The 18,043-nt window shown below is 67.8% G+C and carries 17 protein-coding genes, 1 tRNA gene and 2 pseudogenes; 12 read left to right on the forward strand and 8 right to left on the reverse strand.

Going from position 1 to position 18,043, the window contains the following annotated elements:
- Positions 1 to 120: 120 nt before the first annotated feature.
- Positions 121 to 1,062, reverse strand: a complete 942-nt coding sequence (locus S1361_RS32665; RefSeq protein WP_208035469.1) for a quinone oxidoreductase family protein — start codon at positions 1,060 to 1,062, stop codon at positions 121 to 123.
- Between the two features lie 127 nt (positions 1,063 to 1,189).
- Here S1361_RS32665 and S1361_RS32670 point away from each other — a divergent pair, with 127 nt between their 5' ends.
- Entirely contained in the window at positions 1,190 to 1,639 is a 450-nt protein-coding gene (locus tag S1361_RS32670; protein WP_208035470.1) for a MarR family winged helix-turn-helix transcriptional regulator, read from the forward strand.
- Between the two features lie 473 nt (positions 1,640 to 2,112).
- Here S1361_RS32670 and fdhD read toward each other — a convergent pair whose 3' ends face one another.
- Complete coding sequence (gene fdhD / locus S1361_RS32675; RefSeq protein WP_208035471.1) at positions 2,113 to 2,961, reverse strand: formate dehydrogenase accessory sulfurtransferase FdhD; 849 nt, start codon at positions 2,959 to 2,961, stop codon at positions 2,113 to 2,115.
- Between the two features lie 294 nt (positions 2,962 to 3,255).
- Between fdhD and S1361_RS32680 the strand changes: the two genes are divergently transcribed.
- Positions 3,256 to 4,203, forward strand: coding sequence for a beta-ketoacyl-ACP synthase III (locus S1361_RS32680; RefSeq protein ID WP_208035472.1), 948 nt, complete (start codon positions 3,256 to 3,258; stop codon positions 4,201 to 4,203).
- A 191-nt stretch (positions 4,204 to 4,394) separates the two neighbouring features.
- A tRNA-Leu gene (locus S1361_RS32685) sits at positions 4,395 to 4,479 on the forward strand.
- A 246-nt stretch (positions 4,480 to 4,725) separates the two neighbouring features.
- On the opposite strand, the gene S1361_RS32690 is transcribed toward S1361_RS32685, so the two are convergent.
- A complete protein-coding gene (locus S1361_RS32690) occupies positions 4,726 to 5,535 on the reverse strand; it encodes a hypothetical protein (RefSeq protein ID WP_208035473.1) in 810 nt (269 codons plus the stop codon).
- Between the two features lie 124 nt (positions 5,536 to 5,659).
- Between S1361_RS32690 and S1361_RS32695 the strand changes: the two genes are divergently transcribed.
- Positions 5,660 to 5,884 (forward strand): hypothetical protein, encoded by a 225-nt coding sequence (locus S1361_RS32695; RefSeq protein WP_208035474.1) that lies wholly within the window; start codon positions 5,660 to 5,662, stop codon positions 5,882 to 5,884.
- A gap of 253 nt (positions 5,885 to 6,137) precedes the next feature.
- Here the strand turns inward: S1361_RS32695 and S1361_RS32700 are convergent.
- Positions 6,138 to 6,539, reverse strand: a pseudogene (locus tag S1361_RS32700) (transposase); the annotation flags it as partial.
- 112 nt (positions 6,540 to 6,651) lie between these two features.
- Between S1361_RS32700 and S1361_RS32705 the strand changes: the two are divergent.
- A pseudogene (locus S1361_RS32705) lies at positions 6,652 to 6,979 on the forward strand (mobilization protein); the annotation flags it as partial.
- 335 nt (positions 6,980 to 7,314) lie between these two features.
- Here the strand turns inward: S1361_RS32705 and S1361_RS32710 are convergent.
- The 4 genes from S1361_RS32710 to S1361_RS32725 form a co-directional block, all read right to left on the reverse strand.
- The gene (locus S1361_RS32710; protein WP_208035475.1) at positions 7,315 to 8,517 is read right to left on the reverse strand and encodes a cytochrome P450 family protein; all 1,203 of its coding nucleotides are present in this window, start codon (positions 8,515 to 8,517) and stop codon (positions 7,315 to 7,317) included.
- Entirely contained in the window at positions 8,514 to 9,737 is a 1,224-nt protein-coding gene (locus S1361_RS32715; RefSeq protein ID WP_208035476.1) for an MAB_1171c family putative transporter, read from the reverse strand. The genes S1361_RS32710 and S1361_RS32715 overlap by 4 nt, the downstream gene beginning before the upstream one ends.
- A gap of 4 nt (positions 9,738 to 9,741) precedes the next feature.
- On the reverse strand, positions 9,742 to 10,275 hold the full coding sequence (locus tag S1361_RS32720) for a hypothetical protein (protein ID WP_208035477.1): 534 nt from the start codon (positions 10,273 to 10,275) through the stop codon (positions 9,742 to 9,744).
- 172 nt (positions 10,276 to 10,447) lie between these two features.
- On the reverse strand, positions 10,448 to 11,410 hold the full coding sequence (locus tag S1361_RS32725) for a helix-turn-helix domain-containing protein (protein WP_208035478.1): 963 nt from the start codon (positions 11,408 to 11,410) through the stop codon (positions 10,448 to 10,450).
- Between the two features lie 1,123 nt (positions 11,411 to 12,533).
- On the opposite strand from S1361_RS32725, the gene S1361_RS32735 reads away from it, so the two are divergent.
- From S1361_RS32735 to S1361_RS32760, 7 genes are all read left to right on the forward strand, one after another.
- Positions 12,534 to 13,043 (forward strand): GntR family transcriptional regulator, encoded by a 510-nt coding sequence (locus tag S1361_RS32735; RefSeq protein WP_208035479.1) that lies wholly within the window; start codon positions 12,534 to 12,536, stop codon positions 13,041 to 13,043.
- A 326-nt stretch (positions 13,044 to 13,369) separates the two neighbouring features.
- Positions 13,370 to 13,459 carry a keywimysin-related RiPP gene (locus S1361_RS40420; RefSeq protein WP_425088096.1) on the forward strand — a complete coding sequence of 30 codons (90 nt, stop codon included), beginning with the start codon at positions 13,370 to 13,372 and terminating at the stop codon, positions 13,457 to 13,459.
- A 373-nt stretch (positions 13,460 to 13,832) separates the two neighbouring features.
- Positions 13,833 to 15,278 (forward strand): asparagine synthase-related protein, encoded by a 1,446-nt coding sequence (locus S1361_RS32740; RefSeq protein ID WP_425088098.1) that lies wholly within the window; start codon positions 13,833 to 13,835, stop codon positions 15,276 to 15,278.
- 22 nt (positions 15,279 to 15,300) lie between these two features.
- Complete coding sequence (locus tag S1361_RS32745) at positions 15,301 to 15,552, forward strand: lasso peptide biosynthesis PqqD family chaperone (protein WP_208035481.1); 252 nt, start codon at positions 15,301 to 15,303, stop codon at positions 15,550 to 15,552.
- On the forward strand, positions 15,549 to 16,007 hold the full coding sequence (locus tag S1361_RS32750) for a lasso peptide biosynthesis B2 protein (protein ID WP_208035482.1): 459 nt from the start codon (positions 15,549 to 15,551) through the stop codon (positions 16,005 to 16,007). Before S1361_RS32745 ends, S1361_RS32750 begins: the two co-directional genes overlap by 4 nt.
- On the forward strand, positions 15,985 to 17,739 hold the full coding sequence (locus S1361_RS32755; protein ID WP_243769386.1) for an ABC transporter ATP-binding protein: 1,755 nt from the start codon (positions 15,985 to 15,987) through the stop codon (positions 17,737 to 17,739). Before S1361_RS32750 ends, S1361_RS32755 begins: the two co-directional genes overlap by 23 nt.
- Positions 17,732 to 18,019 carry a response regulator transcription factor gene (locus tag S1361_RS32760; RefSeq protein ID WP_279577636.1) on the forward strand — a complete coding sequence of 96 codons (288 nt, stop codon included), beginning with the start codon at positions 17,732 to 17,734 and terminating at the stop codon, positions 18,017 to 18,019. The genes S1361_RS32755 and S1361_RS32760 overlap by 8 nt, the downstream gene beginning before the upstream one ends.
- Positions 18,020 to 18,043: the final 24 nt, after the last annotated feature.

Below are 18,043 nucleotides of genomic sequence, written 5' to 3' on the forward strand. Positions count from 1 at the left end.
TCATCGGCCGGACCTCCGGACATCCGGACATCCCACGTCCAACGTGCGGCTCCTCGACGGTAGTTGCGGGTGGCGCGCGTCACAAGAAGCGTGCAGACGGTTGTGGGCACAGGAGGACGGTCACGGGCACAGGAGGACCTTGCCGAGATTGGCCCGGGATGTGATCACCTCGTGCGCAGCCGCCGCGTCCTCCAGAGCGAACTCCCTGTGGACGACTGGTTTCACGGCGCCCTCGGCGAACAGGCGCCACAGTTCCTGCCGCCACTGTTCGTACAGGTCCGGTCGGCCACGGGCGATCAGCGCCATCTGGAAGCCGATCACCGACTTGCCTCCCACCAGCAGGTCGTAGGCCCGGATCGTGCCGCCGCCGGAGCTGTAGGCGACCAGGCGGCCGTGCGGGGCGAGCGCGGCGAGGGCGGGGGTGAGCAGGTCGCCGCCGACGGCATCCAGTACACAGTCGACCGGCTCACCCCAACTGTCGCCGTACCGCACACAGTCGTCCGCGCCGAGTGAGCGGACGAGGTCCGCCTTCGTCCGGCCGGCCGGGACCTGCGCCTCCGCCGGGCCGGATACGGCGCCCAGCACCCGTCCGGCGCCCCGCGCCCGCGCCAGTTGCAGGGCGAGATGCCCGACGCCGCTCGCCGCCGCCGTGACGAGGACCGACTCTCCCGGCGCGAGCCGTGCCGCCTCCAGCGCGCCCAGCGCCACCAGACCGCTGCGTACCAGTGCGACCGCGGTCACGGCGTCGGCCTCGTCCGGTATCGGTGTGGTCATGGCCTCGTGCAGCAGGGCGAACTCGGCGTACCCGTGCCCGAAGCACAGTCCGGTCACCCGGTCGCCGGCACGGAAGCGGGTGACGCCCTCGCCGGCCGCGACCACCTCGCCCGCGATCTCACCGCCCAGCGGCACCGGCTCCGCCGCCTCGGTCACCTTGCGGACCATCGGCAGGGTGACGCCGACGGCCGCGCAGCGCACCAGCAGCTCCCCGGGGCCCGGTTCGGGAACCGGCGCCTCTTCCACGAACAAGGGTCCGCCGACGGACTCGTATCGGACGCGACGCACGACAACCTCCAGGGGCCGGGCGAGCCGGCACGGAATATCGTTGGGAACACCCACGAAATCGTTGGGAGGCCCAACGGTAGGGGAAGTTTGTTGGGAAGTCCAATGATTGTTCGGCTAGGCTGCCGCCATGGCCGAAGCACCCCTGCCCGCGATCCGCTCCCTGCCCAGCTGGCTCCTCGGCCGGGCCGCCGCGCGGGGCCGCACCCTGGTCGCCGACGCCCTCGCCGCCGAAGGGCTCAAGATGTGGCACCACGTCGTCCTCTCCGCCGTCCGCGACCTCGCCCCGGTGGCCCAGGCCGACCTCGGCCGCAGCGTGAGCCTCGACCCGAAGGACGTCGTCGGCATCCTCAACGACCTGCAGTCCGCGGGCCTGGTCGATCGCGCCCCCGACCCCCGGGACCGGCGCAAGAACGCCGTCTCCCTCACCGACGACGGCGCCCGTCTGCTCGTACGCTGCGAGCGGGCCGCCCGGCAGGCCAACGACGAGCTGCTCGCCCCGCTGTCGGCCGACGAACGCGACCAGTTCATGGACCTGCTGCTCCGGATCTCCGGCACGGGGGCCGACAGGCGGACGTAGGGTGAGCGGCTTCCCGCCGTCGCGCGAGGGCAGCCGGCCCGGCCGACGGAAAGGGCCCTGTCGGCGCCCGGTGTCCCTACGCGTCCGGTGTCCCTACGCGTCCGGTGTCCCTGCGCGTCCGGTGTCCCTGCGCGTCCGGTGTCCCTGCGCGTCCGGTGTCCCTACGCGTCGGCCGTCCGGGCGATCGCGGTCGGGAAGCGGGCCGGTCTGGTCTGGGCGGCCGGCTGTTGGAGGGTGGTTCGGTCCTCGCCCGTGTGGATGTTCATCGGGCGATCGCGGTCGGGGAGCGGGCCGGTCTGGTCTGGGCGGTCGGCTGTTGGAGGGTGGTCCGGTCCTCGCCCGCGTGGGTGTTCATCGGGCGATCGCGGTCGGGGAGCGGGCCGGTCAGGTTTGGGCGGCCGGCTTCTGTGGGGTGGTCCGGTCCTCGCCCGTGTGGATGTTCATCGGGCGATCGCGGTCGGGGAGCGGGCCGGTCAGGTTTGGGCGGCCGGCTTCTGCAGGGTGATCCGGTCCTCGCCCGCGTAGACGTTCATCGAGCTGCCGCGCAGGAAGCCCACCAGGGTCAGGCCGGTCTCCGCGGCCAGGTCCACCGCGAGCGACGAGGGCGCCGACACGGCCGCGAGCACCGGGATGCCCGCCATGACCGCCTTCTGGGCCAGTTCGAAGGAGGCCCGGCCGGAGACCATGAGGATCGTCCGGGACAACGGCAGTCCGTCGTTGCGCAGCGCCCGTCCGACCAGCTTGTCGACCGCGTTGTGCCGGCCCACGTCCTCCCGGGTGTCCAGCAGCTCCCCCTCCGCGCTGAACAGGGCCGCCGCGTGCAGGCCCCCGGTCCGGTCGAACACGCGCTGCGCCGACCGCAGCCGGTCGGGAAGGGCGGCCAGCAGCTCGGGCGTGATCCGGAGCGGGGGAGTGTCGGCGATCGGCCAGCGCGCGGTCGTACGGACGGCGTCCAGGCTCGCCTTGCCGCACAGCCCGCACGAGGAGGAGGTGTAGACGTTCCGCTCCAGGCCGAAGTCCGGGAGCGTGACACCCGGTGCGGTCCTCACGTCGACCACGTTGTAGGTGTTCGAACCGTCCGCGGTCGCCCCGGCGCAGTAGACGATGTTCTGCAGATCGGCTGCCGAGGCCAGGACGCCTTCGCTCACCAGGAAGCCGGCCGCCAGCGCGAAGTCGTCGCCGGGGGTGCGCATGGTGATCGCGAGCGGTTTGCCGTTCAGCCGGATCTCCAGGGGTTCCTCGGCGACGAGCGTGTCCGGCCGGGTGGAGACCGCGCCGTCCCGGATACGGAGGACCTTGCGTCGTTCCGTGACACGTCCCATGTTCTGATCAGCCCCGGTTCTGTATGTACTGGCAATGCACTGGCAGCGGAAACGGCCCTTGATGCAGAGGTTGCCGTCGGTCACCGGGCGCGTGCGGCCGAGGTGACCTCCACGATCTCATTGTCCTGCACATGGAGAGCGAGAGGCGGCTCTGTCCGGGGCGGGGACGGGTCGCGGCTGAGGAGAGCCGACAATCCCGGCGCCCGATTCCTGTGGGTTCACCTGCCCTCGTACCCGTGAGTCACTGATCAGACTGGGGGATCCCGCTACCCACGGCACGAGGGGATCCCCGGCATGAACGGCTCACGCATCGCCGCCATCGGTCACTACCAGCCCGCCAAGGTGCTCACCAACGACGACCTGGCAGGCATGGTCGACACCAGTGACGAGTGGATCCGCAGCCGGGTGGGCATTCGGACCCGGCACATCGCCGGCCCTGACGAGCCCGTCGACGAACTGGCCGCGCACGCCGCCGCCAAGGCCCTCGCCGCGGCCGGCCTCACCCCGGGCGACATCGACCTCGTCCTCGTCGCCACCTCAACGGCGATCGACCGCTCCCCGAACACCGCCGCCCGGGTCGCGGCCCGGCTCGGCATTCCGCAGCCCGCCGCCATGGACGTCAACGTGGTGTGCGCCGGCTTCACCCATGCGCTGGCCACCGCCGACCACACGCTCCGGGCCGGGGCGGCCACCCGCGCCCTGGTCGTCGGCGCCGACAAGATGTCCGACGTCACCGACTGGACCGACCGCTCGACCTGCGTCCTCGTCGGCGACGGCGCCGGGGCAGCCGTCCTCACGGCGTGCCCGCCGGGGGAGGAGCCGGGGGTCGGTCCGGTGCTGTGGGGGTCGGTGCCGGAGATGGGGCACGCCGTGCGGATCGAGGGGACGCCGCCGCGGTTCGCGCAGGAAGGGCAGAGCGTCTACCGCTGGGTCACCACCCAGCTGCCGGCCATCGCCCGGAAGGCCTGCGAGAAGGCGGGCGTCGCGCCCGAGGACCTCGCGGGGGTCGTCCTGCACCAGGCCAACCTGCGGATCATCGAGCCGCTGGCCGAGAAGCTCGGCGCCGTCAACGCGGTGATCGCCCGCGATGTCACCGAATCCGGCAACACCTCGGCCGCCAGCATCCCGCTCGCGTTCTCCAAGCTGGTCGAGCGAGGAGCGCTCAGCACCGGCGACCCGGTGCTGCTGTTCGGCTTCGGCGGCAACCTGTCGTACGCGGGACAGGTCGTCCGCTGCCCCTGAGCCCGGGCCGGCCGTCCACAACCCGTCTCTCACGCAGGGTACGCAGGGTCTTGCCGTCCGTATCCCGTCGTCATCGCCCCGGGTCCCCAGCCGCCCCGCAGACGGATACGCAGGTGAAACGCACTCCGAAACCTTGGTATTGTTGTCCATGTCGCCGCGGGGAACACACCCCGCCAGGCGGCAGACACCTGGTCCGGGTGGCGGAATGGCAGACGCGCTAGCTTGAGGTGCTAGTGCCCTTTATCGGGCGTGGGGGTTCAAGTCCCCCCTCGGACACAGACAAGGGACGTTCACGAGATCGCCCCGAAGCGTTCACGAATTACCGGTCGAGTCATGTTACTCGCCGGTATTTCGTCGTTTCTGGGCCTTCGGGCCTCGTGATCGGCTCGGTGAGGGGTTGGTGCGGTGGCGGTCCGAGTGCTGCGTCTCTCATCTGCGGAAACAGGACATGCCTGTGCGACGGCTGGTGGCCGTGGCGCAGGCATGTGGGGTTTTCAGGAGGCAGAGCGCGGCGGAGGTGTGTCACTCGCGTGGCGGAGGCTCGACCTGCTCGGTCGGAAGCGGTCGCGCCTGGGGCGGGTCGAAGGGCTCACCAGGTGGGGTTGCGGCGCTCTGCGTGCCGGCTTTGCGGGGCTGGATGCCCTGGTCGCGGAGGAACCGTCGGATGGCTCTGAGGTTCGCCACGAAGATGATGACGGCATTGAGCAGGGTCTGTGCGACGCGTCCGTGCGGCAGGCGGAGCTGGGGATTGTCGATGCTGTCGAGGGCGGACTTCTTGAGGTTGCCGTTGCCGCCCTCGTTCTGACTTCGCAGTCCGGACCAGGCTTCCTGCCACAGGGGGGTGAACAGGGGGTATTTCTGCCGCCACTCGGCCAACACGGTGCCCGGGACGGTGATGCTCTTCCCCCTGCAGATGTCGGGGTAGACGGGGGTATCCCGCTTGGGCCTGGGGATGGTGGACAGGGCTGCTGGGGTACGGGCAGTGGGGGCGTCGAGGTCGACGACGGTGGACGGGCGTGGCTGGGGCCGGCGGTAGCAGGTGACCGTGGCGTGGGACCCGAGGGCGGGGCACTGTCTACGCTGGTCCCCTGCGGGCCCGTACTCCTTGATCTTGGTCTGGTAGTCCTTCCGGGACTGGATCAGGTTGAGTGCGTGGGCGCGGTCCTCGTCCGTGCGGCTGTCGATGTATGTGGCGCCCGCAGTGATGAGCGGGGCCGGCATCAGCGGGCAGTAGAACTCGCCGCCGACCAGCTGCATGCCGCGGAACTCTCCCTGCCGGTCGACCTTGTCGTCGTTGTAGTGCTTCACCGCGTGGGAGATCTGCGTCTTCACGTCACCGAGCGTGGTCGTCCCGCTCTACTCTGACCAGCACATCCCTCAGTACGGAGGGTGCTTGTATCGACACGGAAGGTTTCGTGTGCGGGGTGTCGGTCGTGACGCGGGAAAGGGGGCAGTCGTGTGCGAGGCGGCGGTGGAGGCGCAGGGGGCCTACGACGAGGGGGAGTTGAGCGGTGACCTGATGCGTGCAGTGGGCAAGCCCGCGCTCGGCAGCGCCCTGACGGCTCCCGCGGAGGGCCGCTGTGCGGCCGTAGGGAGCGAGCTTGCTGTAGCTGCCGATCGCGTAGCGGCCGATGAGGTCACCGAGCAGGAAGAGATCAGCCGCAACCGGTGCCAGCCGTGATTGACCTGAAACGGCGTTTGTTGTTCCAGCGAGGTTTTGGTTCGAGGTTCAGGTGTCGCGCCAGTTCGGGGTGGACTCACTGATGACTCGTCGGCGTATGAGGTCGATCACCGCGGCGTGGATCACGGCTTCGGAGCGGCGGGAAGTGGGTTTCGTAGTCGCGTGCGAGACGGCGGTGGTGCATAGGCCAGTCGAAGGTCCGCTCGACCACCCGTCGTGGGGGGATCACCTTAAACCCTTATCCGCTGGAGCCGCGTTGGACGATTTCTACGTCGATTCCGAGGCGGGCGCCGCGGTCGATGGGGGCGCCGCGCCGGGCGATCTTCGGGACGATGCCGCGGACCCACAGGAGTCGGCGGTACTTGCGGAAGTCGTAGCCTCGGTCGGCGTACAGACGCTTCGGCTTGTGGCGGGGGCGGCCACGCCGGCCCCGGATGCGCGGAATGGCCTCCAGGAGCGGGACGAGCTGGGTGACGTCGTGCCGGTTGCCGCCGGTCAGTGAGACGGCAAGCGGGGTCCCGTGGCGGTCGACGATCACATGGTGCTTGCCGCTGGGACTGACCCCGGCGTACAGCCGACTCGTCTGCCGCCACCTGCGGCTTTGCCTCTGAAAGGGACTCTGACCTGCAGCGGAGTGCCCTCTCCGCTCTTTCAGGAGCTTGCCGCGTCAGGCGGCGGAAAGTCCCTCGTTAGTCCCTCGGACAGCGCTGAAAGCCCCTGGAACGCAGATTCGGGCAACTCTTCTGGCCTGTGGCAGATCGTAGTCCCGGTGGATCGCCGTACGTCGTGCCGACGACCACATCAACGTCCGTTGCCACCCTCGTCCGCGAAGACGGCATCCGTGCCCAGACCGAATGCCGAGAGACCGAAACCGACTTCGGCCCCCAGATCCTCAACGGCGGCGACCACACCGCCGCCCAGCGCCCCACTAGCGCCGAACGTTCCAAGGCCGAGCGATCCGGCCGTATCGAGACACCCCGCGAGACGCTGCGGGAGAGCGTCCGCCACGCCCTGGCCGGAGCCGCCAGCGAGGAAGAGTTCTTGTACCGCCTCGCTGTCGCCGACCTTGCCCGTGAACGAGCACCGCATCCGGCCCGCGCCCGACGCCAGGCAGCACCAGTCACCGAACGGGCGGCATCGATCCTCGACGGGAACGACGACGAGGACTCCGCTCGGCCCCGACTCGGCGCCGGGCTCTAGCAGCTTTCGCCCGAGGCCGCGGCGCTCACCCCTACGCTCGAGGACGAGATGCGGGGCGCCGCGATGCACACGCTGGGGTACGCGGACGATGTACTTGGCCCAGCGGCGCCGAGAGTTGACCGGTCGGCACGGCTGCATGACCTCGGCGTGGTTGCGCGCTCGCTGCTGACAGTCGTCGAGATGACCGCTGAGTATGAAGCGAGGCAGGCGCTCTATGGCGCGGCGGCCCGTCAGCAAGTCATTACAGGGAGGCTGCGCAGTCCCCGTTTGTGAAACGTCGGCCACCACTCCAACTCGTTAAGCCCCACCGCCAGTTCAAGCTCGGAGAACCGTTTCATAAGGGACCATACGGCGATTTCCGCCTCCATCCGCGCGAGCGGGGCGCCAATGCAGTAGTGCACTCCGTAGCCGAACGCCAAGTGAGTTGGTGTACGGGTCGGGTCGAACACCTCGGGAGACGGGAACTCCCGCCCGTCCCGGTTCGCCGAAGCGATGGAGACCCACACTCGACTGCCAGCGGGGATGAGAGCGTTACCGATGCTGACGTCTTCGAGGGCGAAGCGGCGTACCGCCAGTGCGAAAGGGGGGTTCCAGCGCAGCGTCTCCTCGACCACCGACCGTATCGGGACGGCGCCACCTCGCACCGCCGTCAGCAGTCGGGGGTGCAGCAGCAGACTCAATGCTGTGTTGCCGATGAGATGCACGGCGTTGTCGTAGCCGGCGAACAGAGTGAGGAACGCCAGGGAGACGAGTTCAGGCTCGGTGAGTACGTCGCGGTCGTCGCGGGCTTGGACGAGGGCAGACAGAAGGTCCTCGGTCGGACTGTTTCGTTTTTCCTCGATAACACTTTTGAGAAATTGGTGCATCTGCCTCATCGCAGTGCGTGACTCCGTTGCCGCGCCTGGCGCTGGTGAGAAGAGTGTGTCGGTCCAGGCCCGAAAGTCGAGCCTCGCTGTCTCCGGGATGCCGAGCAGTTCACAGATGACGCTCATCGGCAGTGGGACGGCCAGGGCGTGGACGAGGTCCACGCGAGGGCCGGTCATCGTGGTGAGGAGTTCGTCGGTCAGCTTCTGGATGCGCATGCGCAGGCCCTCGACGCGACGAGGAGTGAATGCTTTGGCGACGAGCCGGCGCAGGCGAGTGTGGTCGGGCGGATCCATGTTGAGCAGGTGAGTATCGAGCTCAGGGGGCATGGAGGATCTGTACTCGCCGCTGGTCTTGGCGTTTGCCTTGTTCAGGGAGAGCCGGGGGTCTGCCAGAGCCGCGCGGGCCTCGGCGTACCGGGTGATCAGCCACATGGGTTCGCCGTCGGGAGTGGCGGTGCGGTGGACCGGGGCGGCTTCACGGAGCCGGGCATAGGTGCCATGTGGGTCAGCGACGAGTGCTTCACTGAGCAGCGACGAGACGCTGCCGGTCTGTTCGGTGTTGCTCATGCGTCCGTTTTCGCCGACTGGAGCCGCTCGAGAACGGCGGGGATGACGGGGGAGGTGCTGAAGGCGTCGGCGACCAGGGTCAGACGAGCACCTTCCTTGCTGAGGTCGCCGTTGGCGGCGTCGTCGAAGTCTGTGCCATGTCCCCCTGACGCCTCGTGGCCGGTGGACCGAGCCTGAAGGGCTGCTGCGATCTGCGCGGCTTCTGCAACGGCATCCGCCTCGTCACCGGGGATGTTCTGGTTCGCCGCTACTTCTCGTGTCATGCGGCTGATCTCCGGGTCATGGTGGGGACGAAGTCTCATTTCGCCGTCGAGTATCTCGATCACCTGGCGACCGAGGAAGAACCGGAGGTCGCGAGCCAGTTCCCTGCGGGAGGTCGGCGGGGTGACGAGGACGACTTCGGGGAAGGCACGGGTGATCGCCTGCCAAAGGGGGTAGCGGCGGTGGAAGGTGCGGTAGTCGGACATCCATGCCATGACCCGGCCGAGGCCGACCCCCCAGGCGGGCATGGTGAACCCTATGGCGAAGAGTGCCGCCGAGACGCTGGCGAACATGGGGGCCACAACGGAGTTGACGAAACCGAGTGGTGAGATGCCGAGCTTGTCCCAGATGAGGGAGATGACCTTGGGCAGGCAGTAGCCCAAGCCGGCGACTGCTCCCACGGTGACGATGCGCAGGCCGCGCCGCAGCCAAGGCTGGCCGACGATCTTGGAGTAGCGCCAGCAGAGCCGGATCAGCCCGATCATGCTGACTGTGTACAGGGTCTGGTGGACGAGGAGGAACTCCCAGATGTATGCGGTCTTGGCATAGTGAACGTCGAAGTCAAGGGCATGCGACGTATCGGTGGCGTCCCCCAGGAAGAACAGCACCCAGTTCGTGGTGACCGTGGCGAGGGCGTATCCGAGGATCAGCCGGTGACGGAGCCGGACCTTCGACTGCGCAGACGACCAGCTGACGAGGAGGGCCAGGAACGAGGTGAGGCAGACCTCCACGGTCGTGTAGATGATCAGCGAACTGATGTTGGGCGTGCCGATCAGAGCATCGACACGTACGTACACCGGGGGAGCGGCGAAGCCGAACGGTGCGGCGAACATTGCGATCGCCAGACACAGCCGCTGCAGTTCCTTGTTGCGCCAGTCGCGGGCGAGGTCTCTCAGCTTGAAGGCGAACGCGCTCCAAGTGATCAAGGAGAGCGTTCCGTAGACGACATTGAATAACACTCGGCTATGTCCTTGGTGTGGAACTGCGCCCCAGGGAGCGCTCGAGGTGGCTGACGAGGTTGACCACGTCTTCCGAAAGACTTGGCGTCGGCCGGGGAGCGGCGTTGGCGGCCTGCAGGGGGATCAGCGAGGCAACAAGCTCGGCAGCCCTCTCCTCGCTCCGGTCGTAGCAGGTGCGCCCGAGGACGGTGCGCACTAGCGCCGGGTCGATGTTCGGCAGAAGGAGTCGGGAGACCTCTTCCTCCTCTGCCGGGGTGGACTCGTGCTCGCAGAGCATGTGGCCGATCTCGTGGAGGACGATGTGGCCTTGGTGCGCTTTTCTGGCCTCCTCCTGGTAGATGACGTAGTCCACGTCGGATGTTGCGACCCACATGCCGCACAGGCCTCGGTCGGCGGGGAGCGGCATCGGTACGAGCGAGATGGCACGTCCGCGGCGCTCCTCTATCTGGTCGACGAGGGCATTGATGTTGAACGGCTCGGGGATGTCGAGTTGCCGGACCAGATCGGCGCAGTAGCGACGCAGTTCCCTGTCATTCATCCCCGCTCCCCCCGGGTCGGCCCACTGCCACTGGACAAAGACCACTTTCGTGCTCCCCCCCTCACCACCGCGGCGCCTGTCTCGCTCGGCAGCGGCGGAAGTCCGCATGGACCGCCGGACCCAACCCAGTTGCCTGCAGTGGAGCATCTTCGTATACCGCCCTACCAGCAGCTCACATCCGTTGCCGCTTGCTTGCCCGCTGCAGGTGCTGGATCACCGGGACGAGGGCAGCAAGCGCCTCCTCGTCCAGGTCGGCGACTGCCCGAAGAGCGATCTGGCGGGGGCCGATGCCCTGGGACTTCAGCGTCTCCACGAGGTTGAGATCTGCGGAGACCTGAGACGCTACTTCGTCGTTGACGAAGTAGCCGACGGGTACGCCGAAGAAGCTGGCGAGCGCATCGAGTTGCTCAGGACTCGGCGAAGTCCAGGTGCCGTGTCGTAGCTCCTCGACTTGTGCTGCTGTGATCTTGACCCCGTGCGCGGTGATTGTCTCGGCAACCTCGTGCGAGGTGTACGTCTCACGCCCTCTGGGGTGCATGACCGCGAAAAGGCGGTTCAGTCGCGCCGAGAGATCCGGGACGGCGGACGGCGGCTGCGCAGGCCTCGGCGGGTTCTCGGCGTCCGCCTCCCGGGGTGAGGGCACCGCAGCTTCGCGCTCCGCCGGCGAAGTGGCTGAACCATCGACCTCCGGCCTCCCTGACGTCTGCTGCAGCGCGGCCAACATGGGCAGCAGTACGCGGTTGAGGGCCTCAGCAGCTGGGGCGGTGAAAAACGCCTCGCCTCCCTCGACACCGAAGAATCCCACCAGGCCGTGCAGCAGTTCAACACTCGGTACTTTGTCGCCAGAGCACACCTGACGTGCCCAGAAAGAGGAAACACCCAGCTGTCGGGAAATGCTGCCAGCCAGGTCTGACATAGGCTTTCCGGTGCGTGCCAAGTATGCATCAGCAAGGATCTTGATACGTGCACTGACCCGGGCTGCCACGGTGTCGGCCGGAGTGTGGCCGCCTCTGAGTAGGACGGCGACGGTGTTTTGGGGCAGCGCCGCCTTTGCTGCCAGCTCCCCGATGTCGAGCACTTGCGATCGATTCATGCCCCGTTCTTTGAGCAGTGCCTCGAGGCGCGCAAGCGTCATCGGCAGGGGTGAGGCAGAGCCCACTGAGACACTCCCAGGCTACGGATGGTTAGGTTGGTCTGTGCATGGCACCTTACAGCGCCCCTGGTGGCAGGCTCAACGATCATTTATCGCCGAAAATGAGATTGTTGTGCATCGGTCCGCTCGTGCCGGCAGGACGTCACGAGGCAGTGCGTGGCTACTCGACATCTGTCATGGCGGGCGTTGTTGGTGTAGCTCTGCAGATGCGGCACGCCGTCATTCCGTGTTGCGGGCGCCGTTGGTGCGGCCCGTGACCTGCCCCGCGAAGTGCCGGACAGTTGCGGATGGGGCGTGGGTGAGTCCGCAACGTCAGGCACCACCTGCAGCGCCACACTGTCTGGTCTAGAGCCCAGGTGGGCAAGACCAGCGGGTGTCGCGCACTGCATGCTTTCAACGATCCTTTAGCTGAAAACGATCGTTGACATTGCTTATTGGACCTAGCACGATCCTGGGCTAGTCGAGCCGTGTCCGATGGACAACTTCCCGTGACGGACATGGCCGTGATCCGTTTGATTTTCAATCGTTGAATCGGAGGCGCGTATATGCGTGCGCCAACTGTGCGGACGGCGCTTCAACTGGCTGACGACGACTTCACCAAAACGGATGTGGCCGAATTCCATCGCTTGATGGCGGAGATTGTCGTGGTGTGCAAGGCGATCGGGGAGCTGTACACGCCTGGGGGCGAATGGTCCCCGATCGCCACCGGTCTCCTTGAGTAGTTTGAGGAATCCATGCAGGTCACCGCGGATATTTCCCGCCAGCTCAACAGGACGCGCAGGGGTATCCGCAGAATTACCGACAGGGCCCGTACGCGCAGGGACGACGGTCGTGGCGGCCGCTGCGGCCATACGTGGTGGCCCTAGGAAGGCGGTTCCTCGCACGGCTGGCCTGCGAGCCCCATGCTGGGGCCTGCCTGGTAGTACTTCGTCCCTGGCCCGGCATGTCCCGTCGCCGCTGTCACAGCCAGAATCTGTCAAGTCGATGCCCGAACGCCACGCCGGCAGACCTCCGGCGGACGCTTGGTGCGGCAACCCTTCGACGACTCTTCGAGTCTGCGCCGCACCGGTGCACTGAAGGAAAAGCACAAGGGGGAAACGCTCTGATGACATCCGTACCACATCCGCCCGCATCCAGTGTCGATCCAGCTGGCAGGAACATTGGAGCCGGCGCCGCACCAGGTGCCGGGTCGGCGCTCTACACCCGGATAGGGCGCAAGCTCAAGCAGGAGATCGTGTCGGGTGTCTATGCCCAGGGCGCGTACCTGCCTTCGTCGGGTGAACTCGGAAAGTTATATGGCGCGAACAAGAACACCGTCCTCCGGGCGCTTCGGATGCTGCGCGCCGAAGGGCTGATCGACTTCGGCCGGGGCCGTGGCGCGGTCGTGGTGCACTCGGCGCGCAAAGTGGGCCTCGCGGAGATATCGGAGCAGCTCCGCTACGTCGTGAACCTTGCCGACGTCTCCGGGATTCCGAGGGCCGCCGTCGTGGCTGCAATACACCGAATTCCGCCATCGCAAGGCCCGCGCCCCGCTGGGGCCTTGCCCGCCGCGGCGGCCCGACGTGGGGGAGCAGGCCGCACGGCGTTCAGGCCGCACGGGCGTGGTGCCGCGTGACGGGCGGCACCGCCGCGACAGTGGCAAGGAAGCTAATACCCAGGGTCACGATAAAGCCAGGGAAACCATCTCTCCTGGCCGAGGATCCCTTCGTGCGCGATGACTCGGAGCATGGGCAAAAGGCCAGGCAGCGCCGTAGCCCCGAGGGTCGGTTGATGTACTCTCCGTGGTGACCACGCAGAGTACAGGAATTGGTCTTTCATTGATCGCCGCATTCACCTGCGCCTAGATTCGCTGGCGACCGGAAGACCCCACGGGGCACCGCGTCTACTCCATACGGAAGGGAGGTGAACAGCATGGGACGGAAGATCTACGAGGCGCCGGCGATGTTCATTGCCGGTGACTTCCGACTGGACACCGGATTCCTGCGGCGCGGTCCGCATGAGCCCAGGGTCCGTCTGCCGCTGGGTTGGTAGCGATCTCTGGAGAACTATGTCGAGCCACGGCGAAAGCTGGTTTGTGGTACTGCCTGATTGTGAGGCCGGCCTCGCCGTGGCCTCGCGTCTCGAAGAACAACGAAGAAACAAGGCCCCAAAGCGGGTGCTCCATCCTTCCGGCCGGCCCCTGCTGATCGGCTCCTGGGGCTCCGCGTTCGTCACGACGACCCGGCACGGTCTCCAGGTCGCGGTCATCGGGTCGAGTTCCGCGGACGAGGACGGTATCGCGCAGCGCCTCGCTCACGAGCGTGACATCGCGTCCGCCGCCCGCAAGCTGGCAGCCCTGCGCGGCGACTTCCACATCGTCGTCGCGGGGGGCAGCCGGCTGCGGGTCCGGGGGACCGCGTCCGGGATGAGGCGGGTGTTCCACGCCGACACGGCAGGCGTGACAGTGGCGAGCAATCGCGCCGACGTCGTCGCCGGGCTGGTCGGCGCTCCCCTCGACGAGGAACTGCTCGCCGTCCGTCTGCTGGACTCGGTCCCCCATCCGCTCGGCGATGTGCCGTTGTGGCGGGGTGTTCACGCTGTGCCACCGGGCTTTCAGTTGGACACCGGCCCGGACGGCGTTTCCCGCACGCGGTGGTGGAGTCCCCCTGAGCCCCGGCTGGGTCTGGAGGAGGGGGCGGCACTGCTACGCCGGGAACTCGACTTGGCGGTCCGTGTGCGCACGGGGGCGGCGACGACGGTCAGTTCGGACCTGTCCGGAGGGCTGGACTCCACCGCTGTCTGTGCCGTGGCCGCCGCTGCCGGTGCCGCACCGTTCGCCCTCACCATGGCGAGCCGTGATCCTGGTGACGACGACGTCCACTGGGCGAAGCTGGCTGCGGCCGGCCTCAAGCACGCGGAGCACCTCGTGCTCCCCGTCGACCAGGTCCCGCTGTTCTACAGTGGACTACTGGAGGTCACCGGACCGGTCGACGAGCCGACGCCGACCATCCTCGACCAGCCCCGGCAACTCGCTGGTCATGACGAGATGGCGGTCCGCGGTTCAGAACTGCATCTCACTGGGATGGGCGGCGATCACGTCCTGTGGGGGCACCCGGCGCACGTACTCCAACGGCTGGCCACCGAGCCGTTCGGCGCACTGCGTCACCTTCGCGCATACCGGGCGCAAAACAGGTGGTCACTGCGGGACGCCCTGTCGGTGATCGGTGACCGCAGGTCCTATGGCCAGTGGCTGGTTGCCAGTGCCGACCGGCTCACCGCTCCCCGGGCGGCGCCGCACAGTGCGGACGTCCTTGCCTGGGACGTCCCACCCCGGATGCCCGGTTGGGCGACGCCGGACGCTGTCGCCGCCGTACGCCGCCGAATGCGGCTGGCGGCACAGTCAGCTATCCCCCTGGGCGGGACCCGGGCTCAGCACAACGAACTGAACATCCTGCACCACGGCACACGCGTGACCCGCGTCCTGCACCAGGTGTCCGAGCAGGGCGGTCTGCCGATGGCCAGCCCGTTCTTCGACGACCACGTGATCGAGGCCAGCTGGTCGGTACAGCCGGAGGACCGCTCCTCACCCTGGCTGTACAAGCCCCTTCTCAAGGCTGCGATGCGTGGCGTGGTGCCCTCCGAGGTGCTCAAGCGCGAGACCAAGGGTGAGGCGTCCGTCGACGCGGCCAACGGCCTGAGGGAAAACCGGGCCCGGATCGCGGAGCTGTGGCACGACTCCCGTCTCGCCCGGCTGGGGCTGGTCGACGCGGACAGGCTCCTCGCGACCACGCTGCAGCCGTCCTCGCCCGAACTCCGTTACGCAGGTCTCGATTCCACGCTGGCCTGCGAGATATGGCTGCGCACCGTCTGAGCGCCGTCCGAAGGGGGAAACGATGCGGCTGAGAGCCGACGTGTCACTGGTGGAGACCGACTACGGGAAGGTTCTGCTGGACGGACGCACCGGGAGGTACTGGGAACTGAACCCGACGGGCAGTTTGGCACTGGACGAACTGACCTCAGGCGGCGACATCGACTCCGTCACCACCCGGCTCACCGACGAGTTCGAGGTCGGTGCGGAACGAGCACGCTCCGACGCCGAGGCGCTCGTCGCGGCCCTGGTCGAGGCGGGGCTGGTGGACCGGTGAGCTTCCAGACCGTCCTGCGTCCCCCGTCAGCCGTCCCCTGGCGTGCGCGGTTGGCCGCGCGCCTGGCCGTGGGGACGGCCAAGCCGCTCACACGCCTGTCACCGGAGCGCATCCGCCGACTGCTGACCGCCCTCGCACGAGGGGCACAACCAGCCCGCTTCGAGCAGGTACAGGCCGCGCGGGACGCGGTCACCACCGTCAGCCTGCTGTGCGCGGGACGCGAAGGGTGCCTGCAGCGGTCGATCGCGACCGCGCTGCTGTGCCGGGCCCGCGGTGTCTGGCCGACGTGGTGCGTCGGCATCCGTACGGCCCCGCCGTTCGCCGCGCACGCCTGGGTGGAGAGCGACGGCCGCATGGTGGGGGAGGGCGTCCCCGTGGGCTACTTCCGGGTGCTGTTCAGCGTGGCACCACACGATGCGAAGGAGGGTCCCGATGGCCGGTACGGCTGCGGGTGAAAGCGTCGGCTACCGCGACCTGTTCGCGCTGCTCTTGGAGCGGCGGACGACGGTCGCCTGGGCGCTCGCTCTGACGGTCGTCGGCACGGTGCTCGGGCTGTTACAGCCGCTGCTCACGATGCGGCTGATCGACCGGGTGGGGTCCGGCGAGCCGCTGGCCGGCCCGGCACTGCTGCTCGCCGGGCTGTTCGCCGCTCAGGCATGCATCGAGGGCCTGGGCCAGTTCCTGCTCGACGTGGCTGGCGAGGGGGTGGTCCTGCGGCTGCGCAAGACTCTGGCGAACCGGCTGCTGCTCGCAAGAATTGGGGACTTCGACCGCCACCGGACCGGTGACCTGCTTTCCCGCGTGGGCACGGACACGACCGTGCTGCGCGACATGGTGGCGGGCAGCTTCGTCCAACTCGTCACCGTGGCGCTCACGGCCGTCGGTACGGGTGGACTGATGCTGTGGCTCGACCCCGTCATGTTCGGCATTGTCATCGCCACGATCGCCGCAGCAACTGTCGTCGTCGCCGGTGTCATGACCGGGATCCGCGGGACCACCGAGCAGTCCCTCACGGACGTCGGCACCATGACAGCCGATCTCGAACGGGCGTTGGGCAACATCCGCACCGTGCGCGCCTGCCGGGCGGAACTCCGCGAAGCCCGACGCATCGGCGCGGCCGCCGAGGCCGCCTTCACGAGTGGGGTGCGATCGGCCCGTTTGGGTTCACTCGTGGGACCGGTGATGGAGGTCGCGGTCAACGGATCGTTCCTGCTCGTGCTGCTCATCGGCGCGGTACGAGTCTCGAACGGCGACATGACGATCAGCGCACTCGTCGCCTTCCTGCTCTACGCGACCTACCTGGTGATGCCGCTGGCCGGCCTGTTCAGTGCCGTCGCCCTCATCCAGCGCGGCCTCGGGTCACTGAAACGCATTCAGGAAGCCCTGAGACTGCCCGTGGAGTCCACGTCAGACCCCGTCGAGGCGCCTACCCGAGGGCCAGGCCCACTGCTCGAACTGGTGGACGTCTCCTTCTCGTACGGGGACCGCCAGGTCCTGAGTGGGGTGTCGCTCCGGATTCCGGAGTACGGCTACCTCGCGATGGTGGGCAGGTCTGGCGCGGGCAAGACCACGGTCACCTCCCTCATCGAGCGCTTCTACGACCCGGATGACGGAGCGGTGCTCTTCCGGGGCACCGACCTCAGGAAGTTGGAACACCGCGGCTACCGACGGCATGTGGCGCTGGTGGAACAGCACACACCGCTGCTCTACGGTTCCCTGCGCCACAACCTCACGTACGCCGCACCGGACGCATCCGAGGACGCGATCCGCGACGTGCTCGACACGGTTGGCCTCGACGCACTCCTGCGACGCCTGCCGGACGGGCTCGACAGCGAGGTGGGCGAACGAGGGCTGCGCCTGTCGGGCGGCGAGCGCCAGCGCGTGGCCATCGCCCGCGCCCTGCTCGCCGAGCCCGACCTGCTGGTGCTGGACGAGCCCACCTCGCACCTCGACACCGTCAGCGAGGCGGAAATCGCCGAGGCTCTGCTGAGGGTCTCCGAGCGCTGCTCCCTGTTGGTCATCGCCCACCGGCTGTCGACGGTCCGCTCGGCGCGACGGATCGTTGTCATGGACGGCGGGCGGGTCAGTTCCATCGGAACACATGAGGAACTGCTCGCCAGAGACCGGACCTATCAGCAGCTGGTCGAAAGCCACCTGCTCCAGTCGGAGAAATCCGCACATGCGTGAGGTCAGTGGACACGAACCCCACTGGAAGGCTGCCCTGCAGCGACTGGACCGCCTCACTCCACGGGAGTCGGAGGTTTTTTCCATGATGGCGGAAGGTCTGTCGAACGAGAGTATGGCGAACCGTCTTCATTTGACTGAACGAACCGTGCGCGCGCACCTTTCGGCGATAGCCGAGAAGTTGGAACTACACTCCCGTTTGAGCCTCTGCCTGGCGTCGTACGTTTCTCGCAATACTGTCGCGAACGACAATGTCTGCCGGTGTGGCCGACGAGCAGAATAGGAATCAAGCAGAGGCCGACTCTGC

The sequence above is a fragment of the Streptomyces cyanogenus genome (assembly GCF_017526105.1).
Taxonomy (GTDB): Bacteria; Actinomycetota; Actinomycetes; order Streptomycetales; family Streptomycetaceae; genus Streptomyces; species Streptomyces cyanogenus.

Bases quoted from the DNA above. Each gene is read 5' to 3' on its own strand.
- S1361_RS32670 (WP_208035470.1), top strand. From the start codon at position 1,190: ATGGCCGAAGCACCCCTGCCCGCGATCCGCTCCCTGCCCAGCTGGCTC.
- fdhD (WP_208035471.1), bottom strand. From the start codon at position 2,961: ATGGGACGTGTCACGGAACGACGCAAGGTCCTCCGTATCCGGGACGGC.
- S1361_RS32680 (WP_208035472.1), top strand. From the start codon at position 3,256: ATGAACGGCTCACGCATCGCCGCCATCGGTCACTACCAGCCCGCCAAG.
- S1361_RS32710 (WP_208035475.1), bottom strand. From the start codon at position 8,517: ATGAGCAACACCGAACAGACCGGCAGCGTCTCGTCGCTGCTCAGTGAA.
- S1361_RS32720 (WP_208035477.1), bottom strand. From the start codon at position 10,275: ATGAATGACAGGGAACTGCGTCGCTACTGCGCCGATCTGGTCCGGCAA.
- S1361_RS32725 (WP_208035478.1), bottom strand. From the start codon at position 11,410: ATGACGCTTGCGCGCCTCGAGGCACTGCTCAAAGAACGGGGCATGAAT.
- S1361_RS32735 (WP_208035479.1), top strand. From the start codon at position 12,534: ATGACATCCGTACCACATCCGCCCGCATCCAGTGTCGATCCAGCTGGC.
- S1361_RS40420 (WP_425088096.1), top strand. From the start codon at position 13,370: ATGTTCATTGCCGGTGACTTCCGACTGGACACCGGATTCCTGCGGCGC.
- S1361_RS32740 (WP_425088098.1), top strand. From the start codon at position 13,833: ATGAGGCGGGTGTTCCACGCCGACACGGCAGGCGTGACAGTGGCGAGC.
- S1361_RS32745 (WP_208035481.1), top strand. From the start codon at position 15,301: ATGCGGCTGAGAGCCGACGTGTCACTGGTGGAGACCGACTACGGGAAG.
- S1361_RS32755 (WP_243769386.1), top strand. From the start codon at position 15,985: ATGGCCGGTACGGCTGCGGGTGAAAGCGTCGGCTACCGCGACCTGTTC.
- S1361_RS32760 (WP_279577636.1), top strand. From the start codon at position 17,732: ATGCGTGAGGTCAGTGGACACGAACCCCACTGGAAGGCTGCCCTGCAG.